This window comes from Phenylobacterium ferrooxidans (assembly GCF_042714595.1).
In the GTDB taxonomy this organism is placed as follows: Bacteria; Pseudomonadota; Alphaproteobacteria; order Caulobacterales; family Caulobacteraceae; genus Phenylobacterium; species Phenylobacterium ferrooxidans.
The window spans coordinates 1-26,960 of the sequence record NZ_JAOTJD010000041.1; the positions used below are offsets into that span (position 1 = coordinate 1).

Genomic DNA, 26,960 nt, shown 5'->3' on the forward strand with positions numbered 1-26,960 from the left:
GGGAGGCCGCCCAGGCCGAGGCCCGCTGGGCGGCGGCGCTCAAGCCTGCCCGGTCGGGCGGCTCAGCCTACGCCCGGAGCTGGGCGCGGCTGAACCGCGTGGCGGCGCTGCCGCGTCAGCCCATCGGGTAGAGGATTTCCTTGGAGATGGCGTCGATCTTCGACAGCACTTCGGCCGACAAGGTGACGTCGGCGGCGGCGAAGATGTCGGGGAGTTGCTCTTCCTTGGAGACGCCGACGATGGTGGAGGCGACGAAGTCGTGCTGCTTGCTCCAGGCGGTGGCCAGGGTCACCGGCGACATCCCGGCCTCGGCGGCGACGGCGGCGAAGCGTTCGGTGGAGGCCAGGGACTTCTCGTTGACGAAGCGTTGGGCCATCACCGCCTGGCGCCCGCCGAGCGCGATGTAGCGGGAGAAGCGCGCGCCCTCCGGGGTCGCCCCGCCCTGGTACTTGCCCGAGAGCACGCCGCCGGCCAGGGGCGAGAAGGGGATCAGGCTGACGCCCTCCTGGCGGCAGGCCTGAGCCAGCTCGTCCTCGAAGCGGCGGTTGTTGAGGCTGAAGTTGTTCTGAATGGTCTGGTAGCGGGCGACGCCGAGGCGTTCGGAGGTCGCCACGCTCTTCATCAGGCCCCAGGTGGTCTCGTTGCTGCAGCCGATGGTGCGGACCTTTCCCTCGCGGATCAGCTCGTCGAGGGTCTCCATGGTCTCGTCATAGGCGACGCCGTGGTCGGGCCAGTGGGTCTGGTAGAGGTCGATATAGTCGGTGCCCAGGCGCTTGAGGCTGGCCTCGACGGCGCGGGTGATGTTGTGGCGGTCGAGCGCGGTCATGCCGGCCCGCTGGGCGCCCTTGATCCAGCCGTGGCTGGGGCCGCAGACCTTGGTGGCGAGGATCACCTCGTCGCGGCGCTTGGTTTTCAGCCAGCGGCCGACGATCTCCTCGGTGCGCCCGGCCCATTCCTCGCTGGGCGGCACCGGATAGTTCTCGGCGGCGTCGAAGAAGTTGATCCCGGCCTCCAGCGACTTGTCGAGGATGCGGTGGGACTCCGCCTCATCCACCTGGGAGCCGAAGGTCATGGTCCCCATGCAGATCTTGGAGACGACGATGGCGCTCTTGCCGAGGCGATGGGTCTGCATGAAGGGGTCCTTGAAATGGGAGCGTGGCCTGGGCCGGCGTCAATGCCGCGCAGATAGGCGCAAGGTCCCGGAGCGCGCAAGCGGGCGGCTGGCGGTCCCGGGCCGAACGTGATTGCCTGGGCTCGCCAAGGAGATCCCGAGCATGAGCGCCGACTTCGGAGACAACCACCCGGATTTCGCGGCGTGGTGGATGCCGTTCACCGCCAACCGGCAGTTCAAGGCCGATCCGCGGCTGCTGACGGAGGCCAGCGGCATGTACTACCGCGCCGCGGACGGGCAGGAGGTGCTGGACGGGACCTCGGGCCTGTGGTGCGTCAACGCCGGCCACGGGCGGGCGGAGATCGCCGAGGCGGTGGCCCGCCAGCTGATGACGCTGGATTTCGCGCCCTCGTTCCAGATGGGCCATCCGATCGGGTTCGAGTTCGCGCAAGCCCTGACGCAGATCGCGCCAGCCGGCCTGGACCGGGTGTTCTTCACCAACTCCGGCTCGGAGTCGGTGGACACCGCGCTGAAGATCGCCATGGCCTATCACCGGGCGCGCGGCGAGGGGCAGCGAGTCAAGCTGATCGGGCGGGAGAAGGGCTATCACGGGGTGGGCTTCGGTGGCCTGTCGGTGGGTGGGCTGGTGAACAACCGGCGCAGCTTCGTCACCCTGCCAGGGGTGGACCACCTGCCGTCGACCTATGACCTGGCGCGCAACGCCTTCTCGCGCGGACTGCCGCTCCACGGGGCGGAGAGGGCCGACGCCCTGGAGGGGCTGATCGCCCTGCACGGGGCCGAGACCATCGCCGCGGTGATCGTCGAGCCGGTGGCGGGGTCGGCGGGCGTGCTGCCGCCGCCGGTGGGCTATCTGGCGCGCCTGAGGGAGATCTGCGACCGGCACGGCATCCTGCTGATCTTCGACGAGGTGATCACCGGGTTCGGGCGGGTCGGCGCGGCCTTCGCGTCCCAGGCCTTCGGGGTGACGCCCGACATCATGACCACGGCCAAGGGTCTGACCAACGGGGTCATTCCCATGGGGGCGGTGTTCGTGCGCCGGGCGGTGCACGACGCGGTGGTGCAGGGGCCGGAGGGCGCGATCGAGTTCTTCCACGGCTACACCTATTCCGGCCATCCCGTGGCCTGCGCGGCGGGCCTGGCGGTGCTGGAGATCTATGCCCGCGAGGACCTGTTCGCCCGGGTCGCGGCCATCGCGCCGCTGTGGGAGGCGGCGTTGCACGGGCTGCGCGCCGCGCCCCACGTCATCGACATCCGCAATGTGGGGCTGATGGGGGCCATCGAGCTGACGCCCCGCGACGGGGCGCCCGGCGCGCGAGGCTATGAGGTGCTGGTGGGCGCGCTGAAGGCCGGCCTGCTGGTGCGGGCGACCGGCGACACTATCGCGCTGTCGCCGCCGCTGATCATCTCGCAGGCGGAGATCGACAAGCTGACCGGGATCCTGGGCGGCGTGCTGGCGGGGATCGCCTGAGCGCGGCTATAGAGGGGCCGCCCGTCGGAGAGCCCCATGCCCCACACCGTGCTGATCTCCCACCCCATGCTGTCGCTGATGCAGGCGAGGCTGGAGGCGCATGGCTACCGCGTCGTGCGGCGCTGGGAGATGGCAGACGGGGACGCCCAGGCGGTGGAGGCCATCGTCCATGCCGGCGAGATCTATCTCACCGCCGACTTCCTGGAGAGCCTGACCAACCTCAAGCTGATCGCCAATGTCAGCGTCGGCTATGACGGGGTCGACGTGCCCTGGTGCCGGGCGCGGGGGATCGAGGTGTCCCACGCCGACGGGCTGAACGCCGAGGACGTCGCCGACCATGCGCTGGGCCTGCTGATCGGCGGTTGGCGCAACATCGTGGCCGGCGACCGGATGCTGCGGGCGGGGCGCTGGAACCATGACCGCCTGGAGGTCGGGCAGGGGCTGAAGGGCCAGCGCGTGGGGATCATGGGGCTGGGCCATATCGGCGTGGCGGTGGCCAGGCGGGTGGAGGCCTTCGGCATGACGGTGGCCTGGTGGGGACCCAACGAAAAGCCGGACGCCGCCTGGCCCCGGGCCGAGAGCCTGCTGGCGCTCGCCCAGGACAGCGACATCCTGGTGGTGGCCTGCCGCGCCGATGTGTCCAACCGCCAGGCGGTGAACGCCGAGGTGATCGAGGCGGTGGGTCCCAAGGGGATGATCGTCAATGTCGCGCGGGGCTCGGTGATCGACGAGGACGCCCTGATCGCGGCGCTGAAAGCGGGCCGGCTGGGTCGGGCGGGCCTGGATGTGTTCGCCACCGAGCCGACGCCGGCAGAGCGCTGGGAGGGCGTGCCGAACACGGTGCTGACCCCGCACAGCGCCGGGGGCACGGTGGATTCCCTGCCCTCGATGATCGGTCAGACCTTCGAGAACCTGCGCCGCCATTTCGCCGGCGAGGCCCTGCTGAGCCCGGTCGCCTAGGAGGCAGGATCATGGCCAAAGCCCTTGGAATCGGTGGGGTTTTCTTCAAGACCTCAGACCCCGGCCAACCTGGCCGCCTGGTACGACCGGGTGCTGGGGTTCGGCGGCGGGCCCTGGCCGGGCGCGATGTGGCCGCACGGGGACAAGGGCTACACTCTCTGGTCGCCGTTCAAGGCCGACACCACATATTTCGAGCCCTCGGCCTCGCCGTTCATGATCAATTTCATCGTCGATGATATGGACGGGGTCTTGGCCCGCGCCGCCGCCGAAGGGGTTGAACCCACCGGCCGCGACGACTCCGATCCCAACGGGCGCTTCGCCTGGCTGATGGATCCGGCCGGTCTGAAGATCGAACTCTGGGAGCCGGCGGTCGCCCCTCCCGAGGCTTGACATAAAGACATAAAGATATCTTTATGTGCCAATGAGTCTTTCAGCGATCCAGGCTGTGGAAGTGTTGCGCGCGGCGGGCGAACCGACCCGCCTGCGCATCCTCGCCCTGCTGTCCCACGAGGAACTGGCGGTCCTGGAGCTGTGCAAGGTTCTGGACCAGAGCCAGCCCCGTGTCTCGCGGCACCTGAAGCTGCTGGCCGAGGCCGGTCTGGTGGAGCGGTTCCCGGACGGGGCCTGGGTCTTCTACCGCCTGGTGGCCGGCGGCCTGGCGCGTCGGCTGGCCGACGAGACCTTGGCGGTGGTGGACCTCGCAGACCCCATCCTGGCCCGCGACGCCGAGCGGCTGCAGGCCGTGCGCGCCGAGCGCTCCACCGAGGCCGGGGAATACTTCGCCCGCAACGCCGCGCGCTGGGACGAAATCCGCTCGCTCTACGTGTCGGAGACCGACGTCGAGGCCGCGGTGCTGGAGGCCGCCGGCCCCGGACCCTTCAAGCGCCTGGTGGACCTGGGTTCCGGCACCGGCCGCATGCTGACCCTGCTGGGGCCGCATGCCCAAGCCGCCGTTGGGCTGGATCTGTCGCAGCAGATGCTGAACATCGCGCGCAGGCATGTCGCCGACGCCGGGCTGGAGCGCTGCGAACTGCGCCACGGGGACATCTTCGGCACCCGCTTGCCGGGCCAGAGCGCCGATCTGGTGGTGGTCCACCAGGTGCTGCACTATCTGGGCGATCCGGCCGCCGCCGTGCGCGAGGCCGCGCGACTGGTGGCCGAAGACGGCCGACTGATCATTGTCGACTTTGCGCCCCACAGCCTGGAGTTCCTGCGCGAGCAGCACCAGCACCGCCGCCTCGGTTTCGCCGAGGCGGAGATGGAGCGGTGGCTGAACGAGGCGGGCCTGACCAAGGTCCGCGCCGCCGCCCTGCCACCCGCCCGGGGCGAGGGTTTGACCGTCAAGATCTGGACCGCCGAGCGCGTCCGCAAAGCTGTAAGGAGCGCCGCATGAGTCCGCTGGAAACCGCGCTGGGACCGGTGGCGCGCGCCGGCGCCGGCCTGGCCAAGCGCCCCTCCGTCTCCTTCGAATTCTCGCCGCCCAAGGGGCCCAAGAGCGAGGAGAGCCTGTGGGAGGCCATCCGGCGGCTCGAGCCCCTGAACCCGTCCTTCGTGTCGGTGACCTACGGCGCCGGCGGTTCGACCCGGGACCGTACCCACCGCACGGTGGTCCGGATGCTGCACGAGACCACCCTGCGCCCCGCCGCCCACCTGACCTGCGTGGAAGCCTCCCGCGCCGAGGTGGACGAGGTGATCCAGGACTATTGGGACGCGGGGATCCGGCACATCGTGGCCCTGCGCGGCGACCCGCCGGGATCGCTGGGCGGCGCCTATACGCCCCGCGCCGATGGCTATCAGAACGCCACCGAGCTGACCGCGGGCATCCGGGCGATCGGCGACTTCGACGTCAGCGTCGGGGTCTATCCGCAGATCCACCCGGAAAGCCCGTCGGTGGACCATGACATCGACGTGCTGAAGGCCAAGATCGACGCCGGGGCCACCCGGGCGATCAGCAACTTCTTCTTCGACATCGACGGCTACCTGCGGTTCGTCGAGAAGATCCGCAAGGCGGGGATTACGGTTCCGATCCTGCCCGGCATCATGCCGGTGAGCAGCTATGAGGGACTGAAGAACATGTCCCAGCGGATCGGGGTCAGCCTGCCTGGTTGGCTGGGAAATCTGTTCGAAGGCCTCGATGACGACCACGAGACCCGCAAGCTGCTGGCCTGCTCCGTCGCCGCCGAGATGTGCGCGCGGCTGGTGGAGGAGGGGTTCTCGGACTTCCATTTCTATACCCTGAACAGGGCCGACCTCGTTTACGCCATCTGCCGGGTGCTGGGCGTGCGAGAAGAGCCGACGGAGAAAGCCGCATGAGCCCGCGCTCAGAACGTATTGAAAAGCTGAAGCAAATATCTCGTGAGCGCGTGTTAATTCTGGACGGCTCCTGGGGGGTGATGTTCCAGAAGCGCAGGCTGGACGAGGCCGACTATCGGGGCGAGCGGTTCCAGGACCATCCCGGCCAGCTGAAGGGCAACAACGACATCCTGTGCCTGACCCGGCCGGACATCGTCGGTGACCTGCACGACGAATATTACGGCGCCGGCGCGGACATCAGCGAGACCAACACCTTCTCGGCCACCACCATCGCCCAGGCCGACTACGAGCTGGAGAGCGCGGTCCGCGACATCAACTTCGAGGGCGCGCGGATCGCCCGCGAACGGGCCGACGCCTGGACCGCCAGGGAGCCGCACAAGCCGCGCTTCGTGGCCGGCTCGGTGGGGCCGCTGAACAAGATGCTGTCGATGTCCTCGGACGTGAATGATCCGGGCGCGCGGCTGGTGACCTTCGACGAGGTCTACACCGCCTATCGCGAACAGATGATCGCCCTGCACGACGGCGGGGTGGACCTGTTCCTGATCGAGACCATCACCGACACGCTCAACTGCAAGGCCGCCATCAAGGTGATCCTCGACATGGAGGACGAGGGCTACGAGCCCCTGCCGATCTGGATCTCCGGAACCATCACCGACCGCTCGGGGCGCACGCTCTCGGGCCAGACGGTGGAGGCTTTCTGGAACTCGGTGAAGCACGCCAAGCCCTTCGCCATCGGCCTGAACTGCGCGCTCGGCGCCGACCTGATGCGGCCGCACATCGCTGAGCTCAGCCGCGTGGCCGACACCCTGGTGAGCGCCTATCCCAACGCCGGCCTGCCCAACGCTTTTGGCGAGTACGACGAGGAAGCCCACCAGACGGCGCACGAGCTGCACGAGTGGGCCTCGCGCGGCCTGGTCAACATCCTGGGCGGCTGCTGCGGCACGACGCCGGACCACATTCGCCACGTGGCCGAGGCGGTGAAGGGTGTTAAGCCCCGGCAGATTCCGGAACGCCCCAAGGCCATGCGGCTGGCCGGGCTGGAGCCCTTCGAACTGGCTTAGGCCGGCGGGAAGACACACCGATAGATTTGACAGACCCTCGATCCCGCCCCGCGGGGTCACCGTCTCCCGCAAGGGAGCGGACCGGGCAGCGAGCGGAATTGATGCGACCCATCTTCATAAATGTCGGCGAGCGGACCAACGTCACCGGTTCGGCCAAATTCCGTAAGCTTGTCGCCGAGGGGGACTATCCCGCGGCGCTGAGCGTGGCGCGCCAGCAGGTGGACGCCGGCGCCTCGGTGATCGACATCAACATGGACGAGGGGCTGCTGGACAGCGTCGCGGCCATGAAGACGTTCTTGAACCTGATCGCCGCCGAGCCCGACATCGCCCGCGTTCCGATCATGATCGACTCCTCCAAGTGGGAGGTGATCGAGGCGGGCCTGAAGTGCGTCCAGGGCAAGGCCATCGTGAACTCGATCTCCATGAAGGAGGGCGAGGACAGGTTCCGCGAACAGGCCAAGGCCTGCCTGCGCTATGGCGCGGCCGTGGTGGTGATGGCCTTCGACGAGGTCGGCCAGGCCGACACGGCGCAGCGCAAGATCGAGATCTGCACGCGGGCCTATCGGATCCTGGTGGACGAGGTCGGCTTCCCGGCCGAGGACATCATCTTCGACCCCAACATCTTCGCCGTGGCGACGGGGATCGACGAGCACAACAACTACGCGGTCGACTTCATCGAGGCGGTGCGGGTCATCAAGCAGACCCTGCCGCTGGCCCGGATCTCGGGCGGGGTGTCCAACGTCTCGTTCAGCTTCCGCGGCAACGAGCCGGTGCGGCGCGCGATCCACGGGGTGTTCCTCTATCACGCCATCGCCGCGGGCATGGACATGGGCATCGTCAACGCCGGCGACCTGCCGGTCTATGACGACATCCCGGAAGAACTGCGCGAGGCCGTCGAGGACGTGATCCTCAACCGGCCGCAGCGGACCAACATCTCCAACACCGAGCGGCTGGTGGAACTGGCGCCCAAGTACAAGGGCGGCAAGTCGGAGGCCAAGGGCCCCGACCTCGCCTGGCGCGAACTGCCGGTGGAAAAGCGGCTGGCGCACGCCCTGGTGAACGGCCTGACCGACTTCATCGAGGCCGACACCGAGGAGGTGCGCCTGTCGGTGGAGCGGCCGCTGCACGTCATCGAAGGTCCGCTGATGGACGGGATGAACGTGGTGGGCGACCTGTTCGGCTCGGGGAAGATGTTCCTGCCCCAGGTGGTGAAGTCCGCCCGGGTGATGAAGCAGGCCGTGGCCTATCTCATGCCGTTCATGGAGGCCGAGAAGGAGGGCAAGCCGCGCGAGAACGCCGGCAAGATCCTGATGGCCACCGTCAAGGGCGACGTCCACGACATCGGCAAGAACATCGTCGGCGTGGTCCTGCAGTGCAACAATTACGAGGTCATCGACCTGGGCGTCATGGTGGCCTCTGACCGCATCCTGGACGAGGCCATCGCCCACAATGTCGACATCGTCGGCCTGTCGGGCCTGATCACGCCGAGCCTGGACGAGATGGTCTATGTGGCCAGCGAGATGGAGCGGCGCGGCTTCAAGATCCCGCTGCTGATCGGCGGCGCCACCACCAGCAAGACCCACACGGCGGTGAAGATCGAGCCCGGCTATCAGGGCGGCTCCACCACCTATGTGCTGGACGCCAGCCGCGCCGTCGGCGTGGTCTCGGGCCTGCTGTCGAAGACCGAACGCGACCGGATCCAGGCCGAGACCCGGGCCGACTACGCCAAGGTCCGCGAGCAGTTCGCCCGCGGCAACACCAACCGCGCCCGCGCCACCCTGGCCGACGCCCGGGCCAACGCCTTCAAGGTCTCCGGCTGGCAGGCGACGCCCCCCAGCTTCATCGGGACCCGCACCTTCACGGCCTATGATCTCGGCGATCTCGCCAAGCACATCGACTGGACGCCGTTCTTCGCGTCCTGGGAGCTGGTGGGCCACTACCCCGCCATCCTGGAGGACGACGTGGTGGGCCAGGCCGCCACCGACCTCTTCAAGGACGCCCAGGTCATGCTCAAGCAGATCGTGGACGAGAAGTGGTTCGAGGCGCGCGGGGTGGTGGGCTTCTGGCCGGCCAATTCCGACGGCGACGACGTGGTGGTCTGGACCGACGAGACCCGCACCGTCGAGCTGACCCGCCTGCACACCCTGCGTCAGCAGATGTCCAAGGGGGAGGGCGGCCGGGCCAATGTGGCGCTCTCAGACTTCGTGGCTCCCATGGGGGAACGCGACTGGATCGGCGGCTTCGCGGTGACCGCCGGCCACGGCGAGCCCGAGATCGCCAAGGCCTTCAAGGACAAGGGCGACGACTATTCGGCCATCCTGGCCGCGGCCCTGGCCGACCGCCTGGCCGAGGCCTTCGCCGAGGCCATGCACCGCAAGGTGCGCACCGAGCTGTGGGGTTACGCCCCCGATGAGCCCTTCGATATCGAGGCGCTGATCGGCGAGAAGTATCGCGGCATCCGCCCGGCCGCGGGCTACCCCGCCCAGCCCGACCACACCGAGAAGGCAGAGCTGTTCCGCATCCTGGACGCGCCCGCCCAGACCGGCATGGAGCTGACGGAGAGCTTCGCCATGAATCCGCCGGCCTCGGTCTCGGGGCTCTATTTCGGCCACCCGGAGGCGCACTATTTCGGCGTCGGGCGGATCGAGAAGGACCAGGTCGAGGACTATGCGCGGCGCAAGGGCTGGGACCTGAAGACCGCCGAGCGCTGGCTGGCCCCGATCCTGAACTACGAGCGGGGGAAGTAGGGCGGCGAGTTTGGGCTTGTCCTGAGGACCCATCCCTCGGCCGCACGACGGTGGGGTTCTGAAGACTGGAACCACGAGCCGCACGAACCCCACGAACGGCGACCCGATGACCACCTTCAACGAAGCCGCTCGCCTGGCGAGCCTGCACGCCGCCCAAGGCCGCGCGGCGGCCCTGTTCGCCGCCATCGAGGCGGGCGGCCTAGTGCGCGCGGGCCTGCGGGAGAGCGAGCTTTCCAACGAGATCCATGCCCTGGCCGCCGGGCAGTTCGGGGTCGAGGCCCACTGGCACAAGCGGGTGGTGCGGGCCGGCGCCAACAGCGTCACCACCTATCATGACGACCCCGCCGACCTGGTGATCGCCGCCGACGACATCCTGTTCGTGGACCTGGGCCCGGTGTTCGACGACTGGGAGGCCGACTTCGGGCGCACCTTCGTGCTGGGCGATGATCCGGTGAAGCAGGCCCTGCGCCGCGACCTGCCCTTGGTGTGGCAGGAACTGCGGGCCTTCTACGAGGCCGATCCCCACATGACCGGCGCGGCGCTCTATGCGCAGGCGCACCGGACCGCCGAGCAGCGCGGCTGGACATTCGGAGGCAATATCGCCGGCCACCTGGTGGGGGAGTTCCCGCACACGGCCTTCCCCGGCGAGCGTTCGGTGTCCCTGGTGGCGCCCGGCAACGACACGCCGATGCGCGACCCCGACGCCGATGGGCGCGAACGCTACTGGATCCTGGAGGTCCATCTGGTGGAGCCGCAGGGGCGGTTTGGCGGGTTCACCGAGGAACTGCTGAGCCGGTAGGGGCGGGGTCAGAGTTCACAAACCTCGAGGCCCCTGTGGGGGGGCGCCTGTCCCGCATGTGAAATCCGGACGCTCAGGTCGGGGGATGGAGCCTGGTGTCCAAGGCGAAGGGCTCCTGCAAGACCACGTCATAGCCGCCGCTCGCCACCGTGGCGACGAACACCAGGTTCCAGCTGTGGACCGAAACCGCGCTTGGAATAGCCATGAAAGCGTGGGTGTGGAGGATGTCGTCTCCGAACCTCTGTTGACCAGCACTCGGTACGCCGGGACGGATCCAGTTCGGATTAGGAACATCTTCGGGCTGAACAATCCGGACGGACATAGGGTCCCTGATGCGGAGGGCGGTCAGGACGTGGGGAACGGTGTCCAGAGTCCTGAAGCCCTTGTGCACAGCCACTTCAAGAATGGCCGTTGACGGGTCGAGCGCACAGTAGACGGATCGAACGCCTTTGCTGTTCCAGCGTCCGCCAAAGAGGTATCCGCCTTCCCCGCTGTCCCAACTTGGCGCGAAGCGAGCCTCATCCAGCCGCCAGGCGATGACCTCAGGCGCCCCCAAGGGGGAGGGCAGCGGTGTCACGCGTAGACGCCGTACTCAAGACGTCCAAGGTGCTCCTCGACGGCCTCGATCCCTGCGGCTGTGGAGAGCAGGTCGAGGGGCTTTCGCTGGTTCAGGCCCATGGCGGGATGCTGTAGCCACTGCTCCGCCTCCAACTGCGAGCCGAACACCGCCGTCGCCTTCGCAAGGATTTCCGCGAACTTCCACGTCCGTCCGCCCTGCTCAGGGTTCAGCGGCCGATGAAGCTCCTCCCGTCGCCGTTGGAGCGTGCGTTGGCTCATACCGACAGCCTTCTCGAACTGATCGGGGGAACGGAGCAGTCGTACGTGATCAACGAGGTGCGTCAGCGCCCGCGCGGGCAGGCCGGCCTGAAGCAACTCGTGCGCGTCGAGGGGGCCGTCCACGTCGCGACGCAGGATGTCTCTGCCGCCCAGGAGGGCCGAGACGCGCGTCCAGATTCCGGAGAGCCGGGCGCTCTCCGCGATGGCCATGTTCGCGTGTAAATTGGCTTCCCCGACTGACTGCGCGTAGGCAATCTGGACCTCATGGCCGCGATCCAGCGCCGCCATCGCCTGATCCGCTGGCTCCCCGAAGTGTCCGAAGTCGGGGGATGCCTCGGGTTCTATCTCGTCGAGGATGGCCCTGTTTAGCCATTCGCCAAGCGATATGCCGGAACGGCGCGCTTGGCTTTCCGCCATCTCGCGCGCTTCGGGATTAATCCCTTTCACACTCCACGGGTCCGCTCCCGTCGAATAGCCGCCGCCGATCCTCACCTTGTCACGGGGGCTATGAGGCTTGGTCGCCACGTTGGTTCCTATATCTATTCCGCATCTTGCGTCAGATGTCATATTCCAGAGTGACAGCTGTCGCCGGGGATTTCAAGGCGCCGAGCCTGCGAAAATCGGGCGGACCTCACTGTCCGCTGAGTGCTGACCAAGAGAATAGATGTTCCTGTTTTGTTCTTGACGGATCGACCCGTCCGTGAGAGGCTGCGAGCCTCCCCGAACAATCCCCAGAGGCCCATGTCGTCCAAGTCGCCGCCGTTCGGGCGTTCCGACCGCCGTCCGCAGGTGCGGTACTCGCCGGCGCTCGGCAAGCTGATCTGCGAGCGGATCGCGGCTGGGCAGAGCGAGGCGTCGCTGGGGCGGGAGCCGGGGATGCCCTCGGTGCAGGCGATCTACAAGTGGCGCGAGCGGGAGCCGGGGTTCGGTGAGGCTTATGAAGCGGCCCGCGACCGGGCGCGGCGCGAGCGGCAGGCCAGCGACCGGGCCCAGGATCGGGCGCAGGACGAGGACCGCCGCTGGCGCCAGGCCCTGCGGCCGCGCAACCGCCAAGGGCGGGTCTCCACCTATAGCGACGAACTGGGCGGGGTGATCCTGCGGCGGATCGCGGGCGGGGAGACGGTGCTGTCCATCGGGGCCGACGCCGACATGCCGTGCGCCTCGACCATCTATCACTGGATCCGGGCCGACGACGGCTTCCACGACGCCTATCTGAAGGCCAAGGCCGTGGCCGCCGACATCTTCGCCGACGCCATGCTGGAGATCGCCCTGGAGTCCACCGAGAGCACGGCGCGGGGCGACGCCCTGCGCATCAAGACCCTGCGCTGGACGGCCGCGATGCTGGCGCCGAAGAAGTACGGCGCGCGGCGGGCCCTCGCGCCCGAGCCGGAGGAGGAGGCGCAGCAGCCCATCGTGGTGGTGATCCGCAAGTTCGGCATGAGCCACGACGAGGCGCTGGCGACGGTCGGGCGCGGGCCGTTGGCGGAGAAGCCTGAGCCGGAGCGGGATTGGTGGAGTACGCCCAGCTGAGGCGGGCGCCGGTCCGGGCGCCGCCGGTCAGGGCCCGGTTGCCCGGCTGACGCCCCTGATCTAGGCTTTCGGCAGAGACAGGCGCCGCCCCAAGAGCGCCCGGAGGAAGCCCATGGCCGTCGCCACCCTTTCCAAGCACGTCCCCATCGCGGGCGAGCGGCGCACGCAATACGGGACCTTGCGGGTGACTCCGATCTCGCCCCACATCGGCGCGGAGGTCGAAGGCGTCGATCTCTCCGGGCCGCTGTCGGCCGAGCAGCTGCGGGACATCCGCGCGGCCTGGGCCGACTGGATGGTGCTGGTGTTTCGCGACCAGCATCTCGACCGGGAGGCGCACAAGGCCTTCGGCCGGCATTTCGGCCGCCTGCACGTGCACCCCATGAACCACGGCCGTCCCGGCCAGGACTCCGAGGTGCTGGTCGTCAAGACCAACGCCCAGTCGGCCTATACGGCGGGCGAGGGCTGGCACACCGATGTCACCTGCGACGAGATCCCGCCGCTGGGCTCGATGCTGTACATCACCGAGACCCCGGAATGCGGCGGTGGCGACACGCTGTTCGCTGACATGTACATGGCCTACGAGATGCTCTCGCCGCCGATGAAGGCCTTCCTCGAGGGCCTGACGGCGGTGCATGACGGCGCCTTGCCCTATATCGGCAACTACCAGTCCAAGCCGCCGGAGGGGGGTTATCCCCGCCACGAGCATCCCGTCGTCATCCGGCATCCGGACACCGGTCGGAAGGTGCTGAACGTCAATTCGGGCTTCACCACCCACATCGTCGGACTGCAGCGCTGGGAGAGCCGCGCCCTGCTGGACAGCCTGTTCGCCCTGTTGCCGCGCGAGCCCAAGCTGCACTGCCGGGTGCGGTGGGAGCCCAATACCCTGACCTTCTGGGACAATCGCTGCACGCAGCACCACTCGGTCTGGGACTACTATCCGCACTCCCGATACGGGGAGCGGGTTTCCATCGTCGGCGAGCGCGCCCCGAGCGCCGCGTCCGCCGGCTGAGGCCGTCGGCGAGAGGGAGGCTCAGGCCCGGTCGGTCGCGCCGGGGTAAAATCGGATAAAAAGGCTATAATTCAAAATGTTAGAGCAATTTTCTATCCGATAGCGGTTTCACGCCTATCGAAAAGTGCCCTAGTCGTCGCTCCCGCCGGCGCGCGCCGGCCCCAGGGTGCGGGCGACGAGGACACCGGCGAGCATGGCGGCGGCGAAAATCCAGATCGGGGGGCCGGCCAGGCCCAGCAGGACGATGCCGGGGCCGGGGCAGATGCCCGCCAGGCCCCAGCCGGCGCCGAACAGGGCCGAGCCGATCACCAGCCGCCGGTCCAGGGGCCAGCGGTCGGGAAGCTTCAAGGGGTCGCCCAGCAGGGTCGTGGTCCGCCGGCGCGCGATCAGGAAGGCGGGGAAGGCTGCCAGGATGGCGCCGCCCATGACGAAGGCCAGCTGCGGGTTCCAGGCGCCGGCCACGTCGAGGAAGCCCAGCACCTTGTCCGGATCGAGCATGCCGGAGATCAGCAGGCCCAGGCCGAAGATCACCCCGAACAGGGCCGCGGTGAGCACCTTCATGCCGCCAGCCTCGCCGCTAGGGCCGGCAGGTCCGCGCCGTGGCGGGTGACGAACACCGTCAGGGCGGCCACGGCCATGAAGATCACCGTCGCCGTCAGCGACCGCGCCGACAGGTTGGACAGCCCGCAGACCCCGTGACCGCTGGTGCAGCCGTTGCCGAGCTGGGTTCCCACCCCCACCAGCAGGCCGGCGCCGATCAGCATTGGCAGGCCCGTGGCCGCCAGGGCGGGCGGGGCCGGCTGGCGCAGCCAGGCCGCGGCGACCCCCACCGACACCAGGCCGGCGAGGAAGGCCCATCGCCACAGGCCGGGCCTCAGGGCCGCGGCGTTGGAGAGGATGCCGCTGATCCCGGCGATCCGGCCGTTGGTCAGCAGCAGGCCGGCGCTGGCCAGGCCGATCAGGCCGCCGCCGATCAGCGACTGGAGGAAGGGGTGCATGGTCGGTTCCGCCCTAGTGCTTCCAGCCGAAGCTCACCCCGACCACGGTCTCGCTCATCGAGAGGTCGGCGTTCCCGCCGCCGAAGGCCGGCGGGATCGAGCCCGCGCCGCGCAGGGTCTTCTCCGGCGCATACATGGCGTAGCCGCTGATTTCCAGGCCCGAGGGCCGGGTCCAGGTGGCGCCGAGGGTGTACTGGTCGGTGATCACGGCGGGGGCGACGATGTTCAGCAGGGTCTGGTCGGCCGGGATCGGGTTGTCGGTGTGGTCGTAGCCGGCGCGCACCTGCCACTGGTCGTCGACCCTGTAGTTGACGCCGAGCTTGATGACGTCGGCGTCGCGCCAGCCGAAGCCGGGGCCGTTGTCGGCGCCGAAGGCGTGGCCGGCGAACAGGCCGGCGATGGGCGTCCCCACCGACTTGACCTTGCTGAACTCGATCCGGCGCCAGTCGGCGACGAGGTCGAGCTTCGGCGTCACCTTGAAGGCCGCGCCGAGGCCGTAGGTCGAAGGCGCGTCGAAGTCGCCGCCCTCGGCGAACAGGCCGCGATACTTGTCGAAGGCCTCGAACCGGGTCTCCGACTGCCAGAAGGCGCCCAGCGACAGCCGGTCGGTCACCTGGCCGAGATAGCCCAGGCGCAGGCCGTAGCCGAAGGCCTTCTCGACCCTCTGGTTGCTGAAGTGGGCGGGGTCCTGGGAGAAACCGGCGAAGGGGCCCAGGCCGCGGGCGCGGAAGGTCTGGCCGGCCAGATTGACCGACAGGCCCAGGCTGTGGCCCGGCGCGAACCGGTAGGCGACCGTGGGGGAGATGAAGAGCTGCTGCAGCTCCACCCCGGCGGCGCCGGTCGCCCCATAGCGGGCGAAGGGATTGGTCTTGTAGTCGGTGACCATGCCGCCATTGCCGTAGGCCGCGATCCCGAGGGCGAGACGGTCGGAGACCTGGGCGACCCAGCCGGCCTCGGGGATGAAGGAGACCGGATTGCCGTCGCCGTCATAGGCCCGGTCCTGGGCCGTCCCGCGGAAAGCGGCGGTGCGGGTCGGCTTGAAGACGTCGAGGCCCACGTCCCAACGGTTCCCCAAGGCCGTGGCGGCGGCCGGGTTGGTGGCCAGGGCCAGGCTGTCCTGGGGATAGGCCAGGCCCGCGCCGGCCATGCCCTTCGAGGCCGCCCCGTAGCCGTGGGCGAAATAGCCGTCCGTCGCATGGGCCGGCGCGGCGGCCAACAGCAGGGCGGCCAGGGCGGTGGCGGACAGCAGACGCTCGGCGCGCGGGCCGGGGCGAATGAACTCGGACATTTCTATTCCCACAATTTCGATGGGGGAAAGACGCCGATATGGTCCCGCTGCGCCATGCAGTTTTTCTGCGCACCCTTGCAGGAATGCGCGGCCAGCTGGGCTGTCCCCGGCTTGCGCCGGGAGCTGCTGCACCTTTAGGTATTCTCTTTCGCCAGGGTCCCCACGACGCCCAGGCAGATCCGCAGCTGGCCGGCGAAGTAGAGCGCCCAGACGCCGAAGCCGACCCAGGGGTTGTGCTCCAGGGGGCCGGCGCGGGCGAAGATCAGCAGGTCCGAGGCCACGAACATCAGGGCGCCGAGGCCCACGCTCATGCGCGGGAAGCGGCTGATCCAGGCGGCGGCGGCCATGAGGGCCAGGCCCGTGGAATAGAAGGCGATGCCCGGCGCGCCCGCGCGGTCGGCGGGCAGCAGGTAGGCGATAATCACCGTGGCCGGGACGATGAGGATGGCCAGCAGGAGCTGGCTGGGTTCGAGGGCCGGGCGGCGGTTGCGGAGATAGAGGGCGATGGCCACCAGGTGGCCCGCCAGGAAGGCCACGGCGCCGGTGATCAGGCCGTGGGTCTCCAGCAGCACGTCGCCGGTGGCGCCGAGCGCCATGACCAGGGCCAGCAGCCAACCGTCGGGGGTCTTGGCGCGGGTGGCGGCGTAGAGCGCCAGCAGGGCGACGCCCGCGCCCTTCCAGACAATCGTCGCGGCCTCGGGCAGGGCGAAGCGGTTGGCGGCCAGGAAGCTGACGCCCGCCAGGATGGCCAGGGTCAGGATGAGTTTCGATGCGAGGCTCGGCCGGTCCATGTGGTGCTTCCCCCGTTGATTGGCGGCAGTCTAGGCGGGTTTCGCTGCGGCGCCCAAGCGGCGCCCCGAGATTCCCCCGAGGGTTGTCGGGCGCGCCGTTAAGGTCCAGCTTGGCGTGACATCCTGGGGAGGACGACATGATCAAGAAACTGGTGGCGGAATTCATCGGCACGGCCTGGCTGGTGCTGGGCGGGTGCGGGGCCGCGGTGCTGGCGGCGGCCTATCCGGAGCTGGGGATCGGCTTTGTGGGGGTGTCGCTGGCCTTCGGGCTGACGGTGGTGACCATGGCCTACGCCATCGGCCACGTCTCCGGCTGCCACCTCAATCCGGCGGTGTCGGTGGGGTTGTGGGCCGGGGGGCGGTTCCGGGGCGCCGACCTGCCGGGCTATGTCATCGCCCAGGTGGCGGGCGGGCTGGCGGGGGCCGGCGTGCTCTATGTGATCGCCAGCGGCCAGGCCGGGTTCGATGTGAGCGCCGGCTTCGCCAGCAACGGCTATGGCGAGCACTCGCCGGGGGGCTACGCCCTGACGGCGGCCCTGGTGTGCGAGGTGGTGATGACCTTCGCCTTCCTGTTTGTGATCATGGGATCGACCCACGGTCGGGCGCCGGCGGGCTTCGCGCCCCTGGCCATCGGCCTGTGCCTGACGCTGATCCACCTGATCAGCATTCCGGTGACCAACACCTCGGTGAACCCGGCGCGCAGCACCGGGCCGGCGATCCTGGTGGGGGGCTGGGCGTTGCAGCAGCTGTGGCTGTTCTGGGTGGCGCCGCTGGTGGGGGCGGTGCTGGCCGGCGTGACCTATCGCTGGCTGTCGAAGGACGACCCGGCGCCGGTGGACGTCTCGGGCAAGGCCTGACGAATTCGCCGGAGGGGCGAGGCGGCGGCGTGCTAGTGTCGCCGCAACGCACCAGCTGAAGGGACACCGCCATGGCCAAGGGTCAGAAGAAGAGCAACAAGGAAGTTCGCAAGCCCAAGGCCGAGAAGCCCAAGGCGACCGCGCCGGCCGGCTGGACCCCCAACGTCCTGAAGAAGTAGGTCGCGCGTGGCGATCGAGACCGTCCACCTGGTCCAGTCCTATATCGCCGGCAAGGGCAAGGCGCTGAAGGCCGAGCCCGTCGTGATCTGCAAGTCGGCGGAAGAGGCGCGGCGCAAGGCCGACCGGCTGTCCGACACCCGGCTGGGGGTGGTGGCCTTCTCCGCCTCGGCCGACGCCGAGCTGGGGGACTATGACGAGAACCCGGTGATCCTGTTCAAGGCGGGGCAGTTGCCGCCGCCGTTTGACGAGGCTTGAGCCTCGTCAAACGAGTCCCTTTTGGAGCGGGATGCGGGCGGAAAACCGCTGCGCACTTTTCCTCATCCCGCTCGTGACGAAGCCTGAGCCTCGTCAAACGAGTCTCTGCGCCGGTGGTGACGGGTCCCTGGGCCGCAGCACGGCGATGGCCTGGGTGGGAAAGTCCGCGCCGCCCTCGATGATCGCGGCCACGGTGAAGTCGGCCTCGGCGAGCGCCCGGAAATGGGCGCGGCGGGTCCAGGCCGACAGGTAGTTGCTGCCCTCCAGGGCGTTGTTCCAGACGACATAGGCCTCGCTGGCGAGGCGCTCGGCGACCTGCGGCGGACCCCAGGCGTGGGCGTAGGTCTCGTCATGGAAGGTGAGGATGGCGCAGCCGTCGGGCTTCAGCAGGCGGCGCAGCTCGGCCAGCCAGGCGCGCGCGGTGTCCTCCGTCAGGTGGGTCAGGACCGAGTGGGAATAGACCAGGTCCAGGCTGGCCCGCGCCAGCGGCAGGGGCGGGCGCAGGCCGTTGCGCAGGTAGCGGCCGGGCAGGGCCTCAGCGCACCAGGCCACCAGCTTGGGATGGATGTCGCAGCCGAGGAACTGTCCCCCCGCGGCGGTGACGTCGGCCGCCAGCCAGCGGGCGATGCGGCCGCAGCCGACCCCCCAGTCGAGCACGGTGCGGGGCTGGGTGAGGTCGATCCCCTGTTCGAGGGCGAGCGCCCGGAACTGCGCGGCGTCCTCGCGGCCGCGCTCGGAATACCAGGCCTGGCCCGCCGCGCCCGAGACCAGGGTCAGCAGGGCGGGCGGGGGCATGGGCAGGCCGTCGTCCACCGGATCGCTGACGATGGCGGCCAGGCGAGCCTCGCGCCAACGGTAGTAGGGGCCGATCAGGCCGGTGGCCTCCAGCACCCGGCGCAGCTGCGTCTTCCAGCTCATCGCGCCACCTCGGCAGGGAGCCAGTCGCGCAAGGCGCTGAGCGGCAGGGTGGCGAGCGGGCCTGACATAAGCTGAGCTGATGCATAGAGCAGCAGGGCCGCCTTGTCACCGAGCCGGCCGCACCAGGAAGCCCTTCCCCCGGCGCGGGGGAAGGGCGTCCAGGCCTAGCCCTTGACGGGCGGCGGCGGGGCGCAGCGGCCGGCGCGGGCCTGGACGACGAAGAACAGGGCGCGGTTGGCCGCGAAGTTGCGGTGTTCGGCGATGGCGCTGGTGGGCTCGCCGGTGACCAGGCTGATGGCGTCGGAGGGGCCGGCCGGGCCCGACAGCGACGCCTGGTTCCAGGCCGACAGCGCCGAGCTGCAGGCCGCGATGGTGGCCTCGGCCACCACCTCGGCGGAGTCCTTCGCCCCGGCCAGGCTGTAGGCCCAGCGATGCAGGCAGTCCTCCACCGGACCGGCGCCGTCCGCCACGGCGGCGGGCGCCAGGGCCGGGACGCCGGCCGTGGTGGTGGCGGCGGCCGGCGTGGCGGCGAAGGGGGTGCAGATACCCTTGGCGACCTTGACGTCGTCAGTGTCGCTGCAGGCGGTGAGCGACAGGGCGGCCATCAGGGCCAGGCCAGCGGCCCTCATTGGCCACACACGCGCGTCTGATGATAGCTGACCCGGCCGCGGTCGTCGTAGTAGGGGCGGCTCACCATGCGGCACTCGGCCGACGCCTGGCGGTAGTTGCTGTTGCGCGCGGTCGCGCGGTTGCTGGCGCGGCTGTAGGTCCGACCGGTGTCGCACTTGGTGCGGGCGAGCTGGTTGCCCACCACAGCGCCGCCGACCCCGCCGATGATGGCGCCCTTGCCGTCAGCCACGGCGTTGCCGATCAGGGCGCCGCCGACGGCGCCGAGCACGGTGCCGGTCACCTTGCGGTCGTGGGCGCGCTGGTCGCAGGCGGTGCGCGCGCTGGCCAGGGTCGGCGCGGCCGCGGCGGCCACCACCAGTCCCGTAATCAAAAGCAGATGTCTCATAGCCAAGCCTCCTAAGTCCCTAAGCCGACACAACGCGCCGATGGGGGGATGGATGCGCCCGCCATGCTCAAGCCTTGATCGCCCCCCAGAACCTCCCGCCCATCCAAGCGGAGAGACCGAGTGCGTAGAGTCTGGATCCTGGCCGCCGCGGCGGTGCTGGCGAGCTGCAGTCCCAAGGCGCAGACCGGAGCCGAGGCGAAGTATGGCGGCCTGGACGAGGCGATTCTGGCCTGGCGCCAGCAGATCGTGAAGACCGACGCTGCGTGCCTGGCCAAGGCCGAGGGGTGCCAGGGCTTCGAGGTGCGCTGCAAGGGCGAGCGCGAGACCACCGCCACCGACCAGGCCAAGGGCGTCACCGCCAAGCTGGTGGTGGCGATGAACTGGGAAGGCTGGGACGCCGTGCGCAGCGAGTACCGGTCGCAGTCGGGGTTCTCGGAGTTCACCAAGGTCGAGGGCGGCTGGCTGCGGGCGGCGACCGCCCCGGTCAATATGAGCAGTTGCGTGAGTGGATAGGCGCGCCGCAATCCGGAACCCGACCGAAAGCCAAGCGTACAACGGCCATGGTTGCTATGAGACGTTTTCGCCGGGACACGGCGGTGCACGAGAAGCTGAGCAGGTGACCGAAGCGCGTATCACGGAGGCCCGGGTCCGGTCGCTCATGGCGACGGGAATCCTGGATACAGCGGCGGAGACCGCCTTCGACGACGTCGTGCGCCTGGCGGCCCTGGTCTGCAAGGCGCCGATCGCGGTGGTGAGCTTCGTCGACGCCGATCGCCAGTGGTTCAAGGCCAGGATCGGGCTGGAGGTCAGCGAGACCCCGGTGGAGATGGCGATCTGCCGTCATGTCCTGGTGTGCGACGACATCCAGCTGTTTTGCGACCTGACGGCCGACCCGCGGACCGCCGACAATCCCCTGGTGACCGGGGCGCCGTTCCTGCGGTTCTACGCAGGCGCGCGGGTCGACAGCCCCGATGGCGTGCCCATCGGCTCGGTGGCGGTCATCGACACCGTGCCCCGCCCGCAGGGCCTGAGCGCCGACGAGACCGAGACCCTGCTGGCCCTGGCGCGCCAGGTCATGGCGCAGCTGGCCATGCGCGCCCAGACCGCCCGCCTGAAGGATGGGGAAGACCGGTTCCGGGCCATCGCCGACTCCATGCCGCAGATGGTGTGGTCGACCCAACCGGACGGCTTTCACGACTATTACAACGCCCGCTGGTACGAGTTCACCGGCGTGCCCGCCGGCTCCACGGACGGCGAAGGCTGGAACGACATGTTCCACCCCGACGATCAGGAGCGGGCCCGGGCCCTTTGGAGCCACAGCCTGGCGACCGGCGACCCCTATGAGATCGAGTACCGGTTGCGACACCACTCCGGCGCCTATCGCTGGACCCTGGGACGCGCCCTGCCGATCCGTGACGAGGCGGGCCAGATCACCCGCTGGTTCGGCACCTGTACCGACATCGACGACGCCAAGCGGCTGGCCGAGGAGCGGGAGCTGGTCAGCCAGGAGCTGAGCCACCGGATCAAGAACATCTTCGCGGTGATCTCGGGCCTGATCTCGCTGTCGGCGCGCACCCATCCGGAGTCCAAGGCCTATGCCATGGCCCTGCGCGACCGGGTCATGGCCCTCGGCCGGGCCCACGATTTCGTGCGGCCCCACAGCAAGGTGTCGCAGCCCAACGCCCGGGCCGCGACCGCCTTCGCCCTGCTGACCGAACTGTTCGCGCCCTATGACGGCGCCGGCGGCCTGCGGATCAGCGTGGCCGGTGACGACATCCCCATCGATGACCGGGCCGCCACCCCGCTGGCGCTGATCTTTCATGAGCTGGCTACCAACGCCGCCAAGTACGGGGCGCTGTCGGCGCCAGAGGGACATGTAGCCATCACCGCCGAACGGGTGGGGGATGCCTACCGCCTGAGCTGGCGTGAGAGCGGCGGTCCGTCCGTGGCGGGGCCGCCGGCCTCGGACGGCTTCGGCTCGACGCTCTCGAAGGTCTCGGTGGAGGGCCAGCTGGGCGGGACCCTGATCCGCGAATGGCTGCCGGAAGGCTTGATGGTCACCATGACCGCGCCGGCGACGTCGTTCACGCGGCCGAGCCGGGTGAACTAGCACCTTGTCCTTCTCCCCTTGCGGGAGAAGGAAACCCTCTACGCAAACAGCCGCAGTTCGCCCGGGGGCGAGAGCAGGGCGCTGCGTCGGCCAGCGTATTCCACGACATCGGCGACGGCCTTGCGGCTGGCGGGCTTGTGGAGGACGCCGATCGTGCCGGCGACGCCGTCGCGCAGCAGGCCGGGATTGGCGGTGACGAAGATCACGGCGGCGCGGCGGTCGGCCAGGGCGCGGCCGATGTCCACGCCGGTCTCGCCGTCGCGGAGGTTCAGGTCCACGAGGGCGACGTCGATCTCCTCGGCCGCGAAGGCCTCGAAGGTGCGCCAGTCCGGAGCGATGCCCACGACGGTATGGCCCAGGTCGTTGAGGGTTTCCTCAAGTTCCATGGCGACCAAAATCTCGTCTTCGACAATCAGAATACGCAAGATCCAACCCCGGACTCCGGCGTCTTCGCCGTCACGTCTGAATGCGGCCACCGACAGATGGTTGCGAGGAGAAGTGTCACCTAGCCGACACCTGGCCTCGGCGTGGGTTTCAAGACACACTGAGTCCTTTCAAACACGCGAGGCCGCCATGACGCCCCACTGGGACGGCCCGCCGCTGGAAGCCTGGGACGCCTGGACGCCGGAGGAGGCGGCCGCCCGGCTGGCCGGCATCGCCGCGCCCTGGTGCGTGGTGGGCGGCTGGGCCCTGGATGTCTGGCTGGGTCGCGAGAGCCGCCCGCATGAGGATCTTGAGATCGCCATCCCCAAGCCGTTCCTGCCGGAGATGCGGGCGCGGCTGGCGGGACTTGATGTCTATTCGGTGGGGGACGGCGAGGTTCTCACCTTGGCGCCCGGGGCCGAGCCGCCGGAAGACAAGTACCAGATCTGGGTGGCGGAGGGTGGCGCCTGGCGGCTGGACGTCATGGCCGAGCCGGGTGACGCCGCGACCTGGGTGTTCCGGCGCGACGAGAGCGTGACAGCCCCAAGGGCGCAGATGATGGGGCGGTCGCCGACCGGCGTGCCCTATCTGAAGCCGGAGGGTGCGCTGCTGTACAAGGCCGCCAAGCTCCGGCCGAAAGACGAAGCGGACTTCACGCTTTTCGCGCCCTTGCTGGATGAGGCCGCGACGGTGTGGCTGCGAACGCTGATCGCGCGTCTCTATCCCGGCCACCCCTGGCTGGCGCGCCTGGCCCCATAGAAAGAGGCTCCGACCGCCTGGAGAGGCGATCAGAGCCCTGATCTAGGTCAACCCGGTGGGACGCGGCGAGGCGTCCCCGGTCCGGTCTTAGTTCTTGGAGGCGTCAGCGGCCGCATCGACCTTGTCTTCGGTGGCTTCACCGGCGGCCTTCATGGCGTCTTCGGCCTTGTCGCCGGCTTCCTTGGCGGCGTCGGTGGCGGTGTCGGCAGCGTCCACCGCGACGTCGGCGGCGGTGTCGGCGGCGGCGGCGGCCTGATCGGCGGTGGCGTCAGCGGCGACCGGGGTCGTGGCTTCTTCCTTCTTGGTGCAAGCGGCGGCGGCGAGGCCGAGGGCGGCAACAGTCATCAGGGTGGCAAAACGCATGGTCGTCTCCGAATTTTGGGGGGATTTGGCTTGAGCTGACCGCCACCCCCGCGTGGCGTTCAGTGCTCCCGCCAAGGCCGGAGCCTCACCACAACGCTGCGATCACAACCTCGTTCCCGGTTCCATCACGAATTCGTGCCAAGCCTGTGCATACTCCCCGGTGGGGGCCGCGAGGCGGTCGAAGTCGGTGCTCATGGCGTATCTCCTTTTTCCAAAGGACGAAGCAGGGCGGCGCGATCCGACAGGCTAGGATGCCGCCCGGAGAGACGCAAAAGATGGCCTGGATCCGCGAGATCGTCGTCGACAGCCTGCATCCGGCGTCCCTGGCCCGGTTCTGGGCCGGGGTGCTGGAGGGCTATGAGGTGCGCGCCTATGACGCCGCCGAGATCGCGCGGCTGGCGGGTCTGGGCCTGACGCCGGAAACCGATCCCTCGGTGATGGTGGACGGACCGGGGCCGATGCTCTGCTTTCAGCAGGTGGCGGCGCTGACGCCCGGGCGCCGGATGCACCTGGACGTCGTCGGCGGGCCTCGGCGCGAGGAGGTGGCGCGGATTGTCGCCCTGGGGGGGACGGTGCGTGATACCCATGACACTCACACAGTGATGCTCGATCCGGAGGGCGCGGCCTTCTGCGTGCAGGACACTCGGGAGTAGGCATGCTGGACGACACCCCCCGGATCGCAGTGCTGGGCGCCATGGCGAGCGAACTGAGCGCCCTGCGCAAGGTCCTCACCGACACCACTGAGCATGGGGTGGCCGGTGCGGCCTTCACCACCGGCACGCTGGCGGGCAAGGCGGTGGTGCTGGTCTGCTGCGGGGTGTCGATGGTCAATGCGGCCATGATGGCTCAGCGCACCCTGGACCTGTTTAACGTGACCCATCTGGTGGTGAGCGGCTGCGCGGGCGGGGTCGATCCTGAGCTGAAGGTGGGCGACGTCTTCGTGGCCAGCCAGTGGGGCCAGTACCTTGAGGTGGTGATGGGCCGCGAAGGCCCCTCGGGGTTCGAGCCAGCCTCGGGCATCCCCAGCGGCTATGGCAATTTCGGGATGATGTTCCCCAAGCCGGTGATGGTGACCGGCCCCGACGGCGAGACCGAGCGGCGGTTCTGGTTCCCCGTAGGGCCAGCCATGCTGGCGGCGGCGCGCAAGCTTTCGGCGGCTGTGGTGCTGTCGAAGGGCGCCGGCGCGGCGCAGTTGGACAAGACGCCCAAGGTGGTGGTCGGCGGCAATGGCGTGTCGGGCGCGGCCTTCGTCAACAACACCGAGCTGCGGGACTATGTTTTCGCCACCTTCGAGGCCGGCGTGCTGGACTGCGAGAGCGCGGCGGTGGCCCATGTGGCGTGGTGCAACGCCAAGCCGTTCGTGGCGGTCCGCGGACTGTCGAGCCTGGCCGGCGCCGGCGACGGGGACAAGCTCTATACCGCCTTCAATCAGCTGGCCTCGGACAACGCGGCCCTGGTGACGATGGGGATCCTGCGGGCGCTATAGTCGCCAAAGAGGAGACACCGATGATCAAGCTCACCTTCGCCCTGGTGCGCCTGCCGAGCCTGAGCCGGGAGGATTTCCAGGCCTATTGGCATGGGACCCATGGGCCCCTGGTGACCAGCGTGCGCGAGGTGCTGGGCATCCAGCGCTATGTCCAGATGCATAGCCTGCCCGACCAATTCTCCGAGCCGGTGCGGGCCAGCCGCGATGCGCCGCAGCCCTACGACGGGGTGGCGCAGCTCTGGTACGAGAGCCTGGAGGCGCTGGGCGCGCTGATGACGAAACCCGCGGCCCAGGCGGCGGCGCGGCTGTTGCTGGAGGACGAGCGCAGGTTCATCGACCATGCCCGCTCGCCCCTCTGGTGGGGTCAGGAGCGGGTGATCTTCTAGAGCGCGTCAGGGTTAAGTGGAGGCCGGTTAACCCGTCCGACGCGCTCTACACTTTGAACTTATAGCCTTTTTGAACGGGTCAGATTTCATCTGACCCTAAAAGGCTCTAGGCCGCCCGGTCGAACCGCGCCTCAGCCGCGTCGGCCAGGTCAAGCTGGCCCGGCGAGAGCTGGGCGCCGCGGCAGTCGGCGTAGCTGAAGCGGGCGCCGGTGAGGTCGGTGGCGGTGGTGCGGCCGCCGATCTCCATGTGCGTCAGGATCGCGCCGCGCAGGTCGGCGCGGGCCAGGTTGGCGCCGGTCAGGCGGGCGCCGCGCAGGTCCGCGCCCCGCAGGTTGGCCCCGCGCAGGTCGGCGCCCTCGAGATTGGCCGCCTGCAGGAAGGCGCCCTCCAGATTGAGGCGCACGAAACAGGCGCCGGGGGCCTGAAGGCCGGTGAGCTGGCCAGCGGCCAGGGCGTCGCCGACGACGCGGAGATCGGCCCCTTCGACCTGGGCCGCGCCGCCCTGCTTGCCGTTGGTGAGGCACCAGACCTGATGGCCGGCCAGGGCCTCCAGCAGGGCCGGTCGCCTGGCCAGCGCGTCGGCCGAGGGGGCGTGAACCACGCGGTCCATGATGGCGTCGTGGGTGGTGGAGCCCATGAGCTGGGCGCCCGACAGCACGGCGTTGGTGAAGTCGGCGTTCTCCAGATTGGCGCTGGTGAAGTCGGCCTCCTCCAGCAGGGCGCTGGTGAAGTTGGCGGACTTCATCTTGGCGCCGTTCATCTTGGCGCCGCGCAGGGTGGCGTCGGAGAAGTCGGTGGCGAAGGCGGTGTTCACATCGGCGCGGATGCGGCTGGAGATGCCGTCGGGCATGCCGGCGCGTTGGCGCTGGGAGACCGCCACGAAGCCGAGGGCCGAGTGGGCGGCGATCTGGCCGGGGCGGAAGTCGGCGTCGGTCAGGTCGGCGTCGGAGAGGTCGGCGCCGCACAGCACGGCGCCGCGCAGGTCGGCGCGGCTGAGGCTGGCGCCGGCCAAGTTGGACCCGCGCAGGTCGCTGCCAAACAGCATGGCGCGGTCGAGGATGGTCCCGGAGAGGTCGCAGCCGCGCATGCTGGCGCCGCTGAGGTCGGCGTCGGCGAGGTTGCGGCGGGGCATGGCCAGGCCGGTGAGATCGACCATGGGCAGGATCATCCGGCGCCCGCCGGGGCTGCCGGCCAGGAACTTCTCATGGCTGAGGACGTGGCCCACCAGTTCGGCCTGGGTGAATGGTTCGACGGCTTTCTGCACCCAGACCCCAC

The 26,960-nt window shown here is 69.3% G+C and carries 32 protein-coding genes; 19 read left to right on the forward strand and 13 right to left on the reverse strand.

Features of this window, described 5'->3' with window-relative positions:
• Positions 1-115: 115 nt before the first annotated feature.
• Positions 116-1,132, reverse strand: coding sequence for an aldo/keto reductase (locus tag OCL97_RS17995; protein ID WP_304778915.1), 1,017 nt, complete (start codon positions 1,130-1,132; stop codon positions 116-118).
• A 142-nt stretch (positions 1,133-1,274) separates the two neighbouring features.
• Between OCL97_RS17995 and OCL97_RS18000 the strand changes: the two genes are divergently transcribed.
• The 8 genes from OCL97_RS18000 to OCL97_RS18035 all read left to right on the forward strand — a co-directional run bounded on the left by OCL97_RS18000 (position 1,275) and on the right by OCL97_RS18035 (position 10,480).
• Positions 1,275-2,600: an aspartate aminotransferase family protein gene (locus OCL97_RS18000; protein WP_377371204.1), complete on the forward strand. Its 1,326-nt coding sequence runs from the start codon at positions 1,275-1,277 to the stop codon at positions 2,598-2,600.
• A gap of 36 nt (positions 2,601-2,636) precedes the next feature.
• Positions 2,637-3,560, forward strand: a complete 924-nt coding sequence (locus tag OCL97_RS18005; protein WP_377371205.1) for a 2-hydroxyacid dehydrogenase — start codon at positions 2,637-2,639, stop codon at positions 3,558-3,560.
• A gap of 33 nt (positions 3,561-3,593) precedes the next feature.
• Entirely contained in the window at positions 3,594-3,950 is a 357-nt protein-coding gene (locus OCL97_RS18010; protein ID WP_377371206.1) for a VOC family protein, read from the forward strand.
• A gap of 31 nt (positions 3,951-3,981) precedes the next feature.
• Positions 3,982-4,953 (forward strand): ArsR/SmtB family transcription factor, encoded by a 972-nt coding sequence (locus tag OCL97_RS18015; RefSeq protein ID WP_304778908.1) that lies wholly within the window; start codon positions 3,982-3,984, stop codon positions 4,951-4,953.
• Positions 4,950-5,873: a methylenetetrahydrofolate reductase [NAD(P)H] gene (metF, locus tag OCL97_RS18020; RefSeq protein WP_377371207.1), complete on the forward strand. Its 924-nt coding sequence runs from the start codon at positions 4,950-4,952 to the stop codon at positions 5,871-5,873. Before OCL97_RS18015 ends, metF begins: the two co-directional genes overlap by 4 nt.
• Positions 5,870-6,934, forward strand: a complete 1,065-nt coding sequence (locus tag OCL97_RS18025) for a homocysteine S-methyltransferase family protein (RefSeq protein WP_377371208.1) — start codon at positions 5,870-5,872, stop codon at positions 6,932-6,934. The genes metF and OCL97_RS18025 overlap by 4 nt, the downstream gene beginning before the upstream one ends.
• Positions 6,935-7,035: 101 nt before the next feature.
• Positions 7,036-9,681: a methionine synthase gene (gene metH / locus OCL97_RS18030; RefSeq protein WP_377371209.1), complete on the forward strand. Its 2,646-nt coding sequence runs from the start codon at positions 7,036-7,038 to the stop codon at positions 9,679-9,681.
• A 106-nt stretch (positions 9,682-9,787) separates the two neighbouring features.
• A complete protein-coding gene (locus tag OCL97_RS18035) occupies positions 9,788-10,480 on the forward strand; it encodes a M24 family metallopeptidase (RefSeq protein WP_377371210.1) in 693 nt (230 codons plus the stop codon).
• Positions 10,481-10,553: 73 nt separating this feature from the next.
• On the opposite strand, the gene OCL97_RS18040 is transcribed toward OCL97_RS18035, so the two are convergent.
• Both OCL97_RS18040 and parS read right to left on the reverse strand, forming a co-directional pair.
• Positions 10,554-11,057 carry an RES family NAD+ phosphorylase gene (locus OCL97_RS18040; RefSeq protein WP_377371211.1) on the reverse strand — a complete coding sequence of 168 codons (504 nt, stop codon included), beginning with the start codon at positions 11,055-11,057 and terminating at the stop codon, positions 10,554-10,556.
• On the reverse strand, positions 11,054-11,842 hold the full coding sequence (gene parS / locus OCL97_RS18045; RefSeq protein WP_377371212.1) for a type II RES/Xre toxin-antitoxin system antitoxin: 789 nt from the start codon (positions 11,840-11,842) through the stop codon (positions 11,054-11,056). Before parS ends, OCL97_RS18040 begins: the two co-directional genes overlap by 4 nt.
• Before the next feature lie 216 nt (positions 11,843-12,058).
• On the opposite strand from parS, the gene OCL97_RS18050 reads away from it, so the two are divergent.
• On the forward strand, positions 12,059-12,847 hold the full coding sequence (locus OCL97_RS18050) for a terminase small subunit-like protein (protein ID WP_377371213.1): 789 nt from the start codon (positions 12,059-12,061) through the stop codon (positions 12,845-12,847).
• 112 nt (positions 12,848-12,959) lie between these two features.
• Complete coding sequence (locus OCL97_RS18055; protein WP_377371214.1) at positions 12,960-13,856, forward strand: TauD/TfdA dioxygenase family protein; 897 nt, start codon at positions 12,960-12,962, stop codon at positions 13,854-13,856.
• Positions 13,857-13,985: 129 nt separating this feature from the next.
• Here the strand turns inward: OCL97_RS18055 and OCL97_RS18060 are convergent, their stop codons facing one another.
• The 4 genes from OCL97_RS18060 to OCL97_RS18075 form a co-directional block, all read right to left on the reverse strand.
• A complete protein-coding gene (locus OCL97_RS18060; protein WP_377371215.1) occupies positions 13,986-14,417 on the reverse strand; it encodes a DUF6691 family protein in 432 nt (143 codons plus the stop codon).
• A complete protein-coding gene (locus OCL97_RS18065) occupies positions 14,414-14,854 on the reverse strand; it encodes a YeeE/YedE family protein (protein WP_377371216.1) in 441 nt (146 codons plus the stop codon). Before OCL97_RS18065 ends, OCL97_RS18060 begins: the two co-directional genes overlap by 4 nt.
• Positions 14,855-14,867: 13 nt before the next feature.
• Entirely contained in the window at positions 14,868-16,142 is a 1,275-nt protein-coding gene (locus OCL97_RS18070) for an OmpP1/FadL family transporter (protein WP_377371217.1), read from the reverse strand.
• 134 nt (positions 16,143-16,276) lie between these two features.
• Positions 16,277-16,933, reverse strand: coding sequence for a lysoplasmalogenase family protein (locus OCL97_RS18075; RefSeq protein WP_377371218.1), 657 nt, complete (start codon positions 16,931-16,933; stop codon positions 16,277-16,279).
• A gap of 137 nt (positions 16,934-17,070) precedes the next feature.
• Here OCL97_RS18075 and aqpZ point away from each other — a divergent pair, with 137 nt between their 5' ends.
• The 3 genes from aqpZ (at position 17,071) to OCL97_RS18090 (ending at position 18,225) form a co-directional block, all read left to right on the forward strand.
• Complete coding sequence (aqpZ, locus tag OCL97_RS18080; protein WP_377371219.1) at positions 17,071-17,790, forward strand: aquaporin Z; 720 nt, start codon at positions 17,071-17,073, stop codon at positions 17,788-17,790.
• 71 nt (positions 17,791-17,861) lie between these two features.
• The gene (locus tag OCL97_RS18085) at positions 17,862-17,969 is read left to right on the forward strand and encodes a hypothetical protein (RefSeq protein WP_304778880.1); all 108 of its coding nucleotides are present in this window, start codon (positions 17,862-17,864) and stop codon (positions 17,967-17,969) included.
• A 7-nt stretch (positions 17,970-17,976) separates the two neighbouring features.
• Positions 17,977-18,225: a hypothetical protein gene (locus OCL97_RS18090; protein WP_293495182.1), complete on the forward strand. Its 249-nt coding sequence runs from the start codon at positions 17,977-17,979 to the stop codon at positions 18,223-18,225.
• A 93-nt stretch (positions 18,226-18,318) separates the two neighbouring features.
• Here OCL97_RS18090 and OCL97_RS18095 read toward each other — a convergent pair whose 3' ends face one another.
• From OCL97_RS18095 to OCL97_RS18105, 3 genes are all read right to left on the reverse strand, one after another.
• Positions 18,319-19,143: a class I SAM-dependent methyltransferase gene (locus OCL97_RS18095; protein ID WP_377371220.1), complete on the reverse strand. Its 825-nt coding sequence runs from the start codon at positions 19,141-19,143 to the stop codon at positions 18,319-18,321.
• A 164-nt stretch (positions 19,144-19,307) separates the two neighbouring features.
• Positions 19,308-19,772 (reverse strand): hypothetical protein, encoded by a 465-nt coding sequence (locus tag OCL97_RS18100; RefSeq protein WP_377371221.1) that lies wholly within the window; start codon positions 19,770-19,772, stop codon positions 19,308-19,310.
• A complete protein-coding gene (locus tag OCL97_RS18105; RefSeq protein WP_377371222.1) occupies positions 19,769-20,158 on the reverse strand; it encodes a YMGG-like glycine zipper-containing protein in 390 nt (129 codons plus the stop codon). The genes OCL97_RS18100 and OCL97_RS18105 overlap by 4 nt, the downstream gene beginning before the upstream one ends.
• A 120-nt stretch (positions 20,159-20,278) precedes the next feature.
• Between OCL97_RS18105 and OCL97_RS18110 the strand changes: the two genes are divergently transcribed.
• Together OCL97_RS18110 and OCL97_RS18115 are read left to right on the forward strand one after the other, a co-directional pair.
• Positions 20,279-20,671: a hypothetical protein gene (locus OCL97_RS18110; protein WP_377371223.1), complete on the forward strand. Its 393-nt coding sequence runs from the start codon at positions 20,279-20,281 to the stop codon at positions 20,669-20,671.
• Positions 20,672-20,774: 103 nt separating this feature from the next.
• Complete coding sequence (locus OCL97_RS18115) at positions 20,775-22,268, forward strand: sensor histidine kinase (protein ID WP_377371224.1); 1,494 nt, start codon at positions 20,775-20,777, stop codon at positions 22,266-22,268.
• A 38-nt stretch (positions 22,269-22,306) separates the two neighbouring features.
• On the opposite strand, the gene OCL97_RS18120 is transcribed toward OCL97_RS18115, so the two are convergent.
• Entirely contained in the window at positions 22,307-22,693 is a 387-nt protein-coding gene (locus tag OCL97_RS18120) for a response regulator (protein ID WP_377371225.1), read from the reverse strand.
• A 148-nt stretch (positions 22,694-22,841) separates the two neighbouring features.
• Between OCL97_RS18120 and OCL97_RS18125 the strand changes: the two genes are divergently transcribed.
• Positions 22,842-23,450 carry a nucleotidyltransferase domain-containing protein gene (locus OCL97_RS18125; RefSeq protein WP_377371226.1) on the forward strand — a complete coding sequence of 203 codons (609 nt, stop codon included), beginning with the start codon at positions 22,842-22,844 and terminating at the stop codon, positions 23,448-23,450.
• Between the two features lie 87 nt (positions 23,451-23,537).
• Here the strand turns inward: OCL97_RS18125 and OCL97_RS18130 are convergent, their stop codons facing one another.
• Positions 23,538-23,813 carry a hypothetical protein gene (locus tag OCL97_RS18130; protein WP_377371227.1) on the reverse strand — a complete coding sequence of 92 codons (276 nt, stop codon included), beginning with the start codon at positions 23,811-23,813 and terminating at the stop codon, positions 23,538-23,540.
• A gap of 275 nt (positions 23,814-24,088) precedes the next feature.
• On the opposite strand from OCL97_RS18130, the gene OCL97_RS18135 reads away from it, so the two are divergent.
• Genes OCL97_RS18135 through OCL97_RS18145 form a run of 3 tightly spaced genes read left to right on the forward strand, consistent with a single transcriptional unit; the run spans position 24,089 to position 25,685 of the window.
• Entirely contained in the window at positions 24,089-24,466 is a 378-nt protein-coding gene (locus OCL97_RS18135; protein ID WP_377371228.1) for a VOC family protein, read from the forward strand.
• 2 nt (positions 24,467-24,468) lie between these two features.
• Entirely contained in the window at positions 24,469-25,299 is an 831-nt protein-coding gene (locus OCL97_RS18140) for a 5'-methylthioadenosine/S-adenosylhomocysteine nucleosidase (RefSeq protein WP_377371229.1), read from the forward strand.
• A gap of 20 nt (positions 25,300-25,319) precedes the next feature.
• Positions 25,320-25,685, forward strand: a complete 366-nt coding sequence (locus OCL97_RS18145) for an EthD domain-containing protein (protein WP_377371230.1) — start codon at positions 25,320-25,322, stop codon at positions 25,683-25,685.
• A 106-nt stretch (positions 25,686-25,791) separates the two neighbouring features.
• Here the strand turns inward: OCL97_RS18145 and OCL97_RS18150 are convergent, their stop codons facing one another.
• Positions 25,792-26,949, reverse strand: a complete 1,158-nt coding sequence (locus OCL97_RS18150; RefSeq protein WP_377371231.1) for a pentapeptide repeat-containing protein — start codon at positions 26,947-26,949, stop codon at positions 25,792-25,794.
• Between the last annotated feature and the right edge of the window lie 11 nt (positions 26,950-26,960).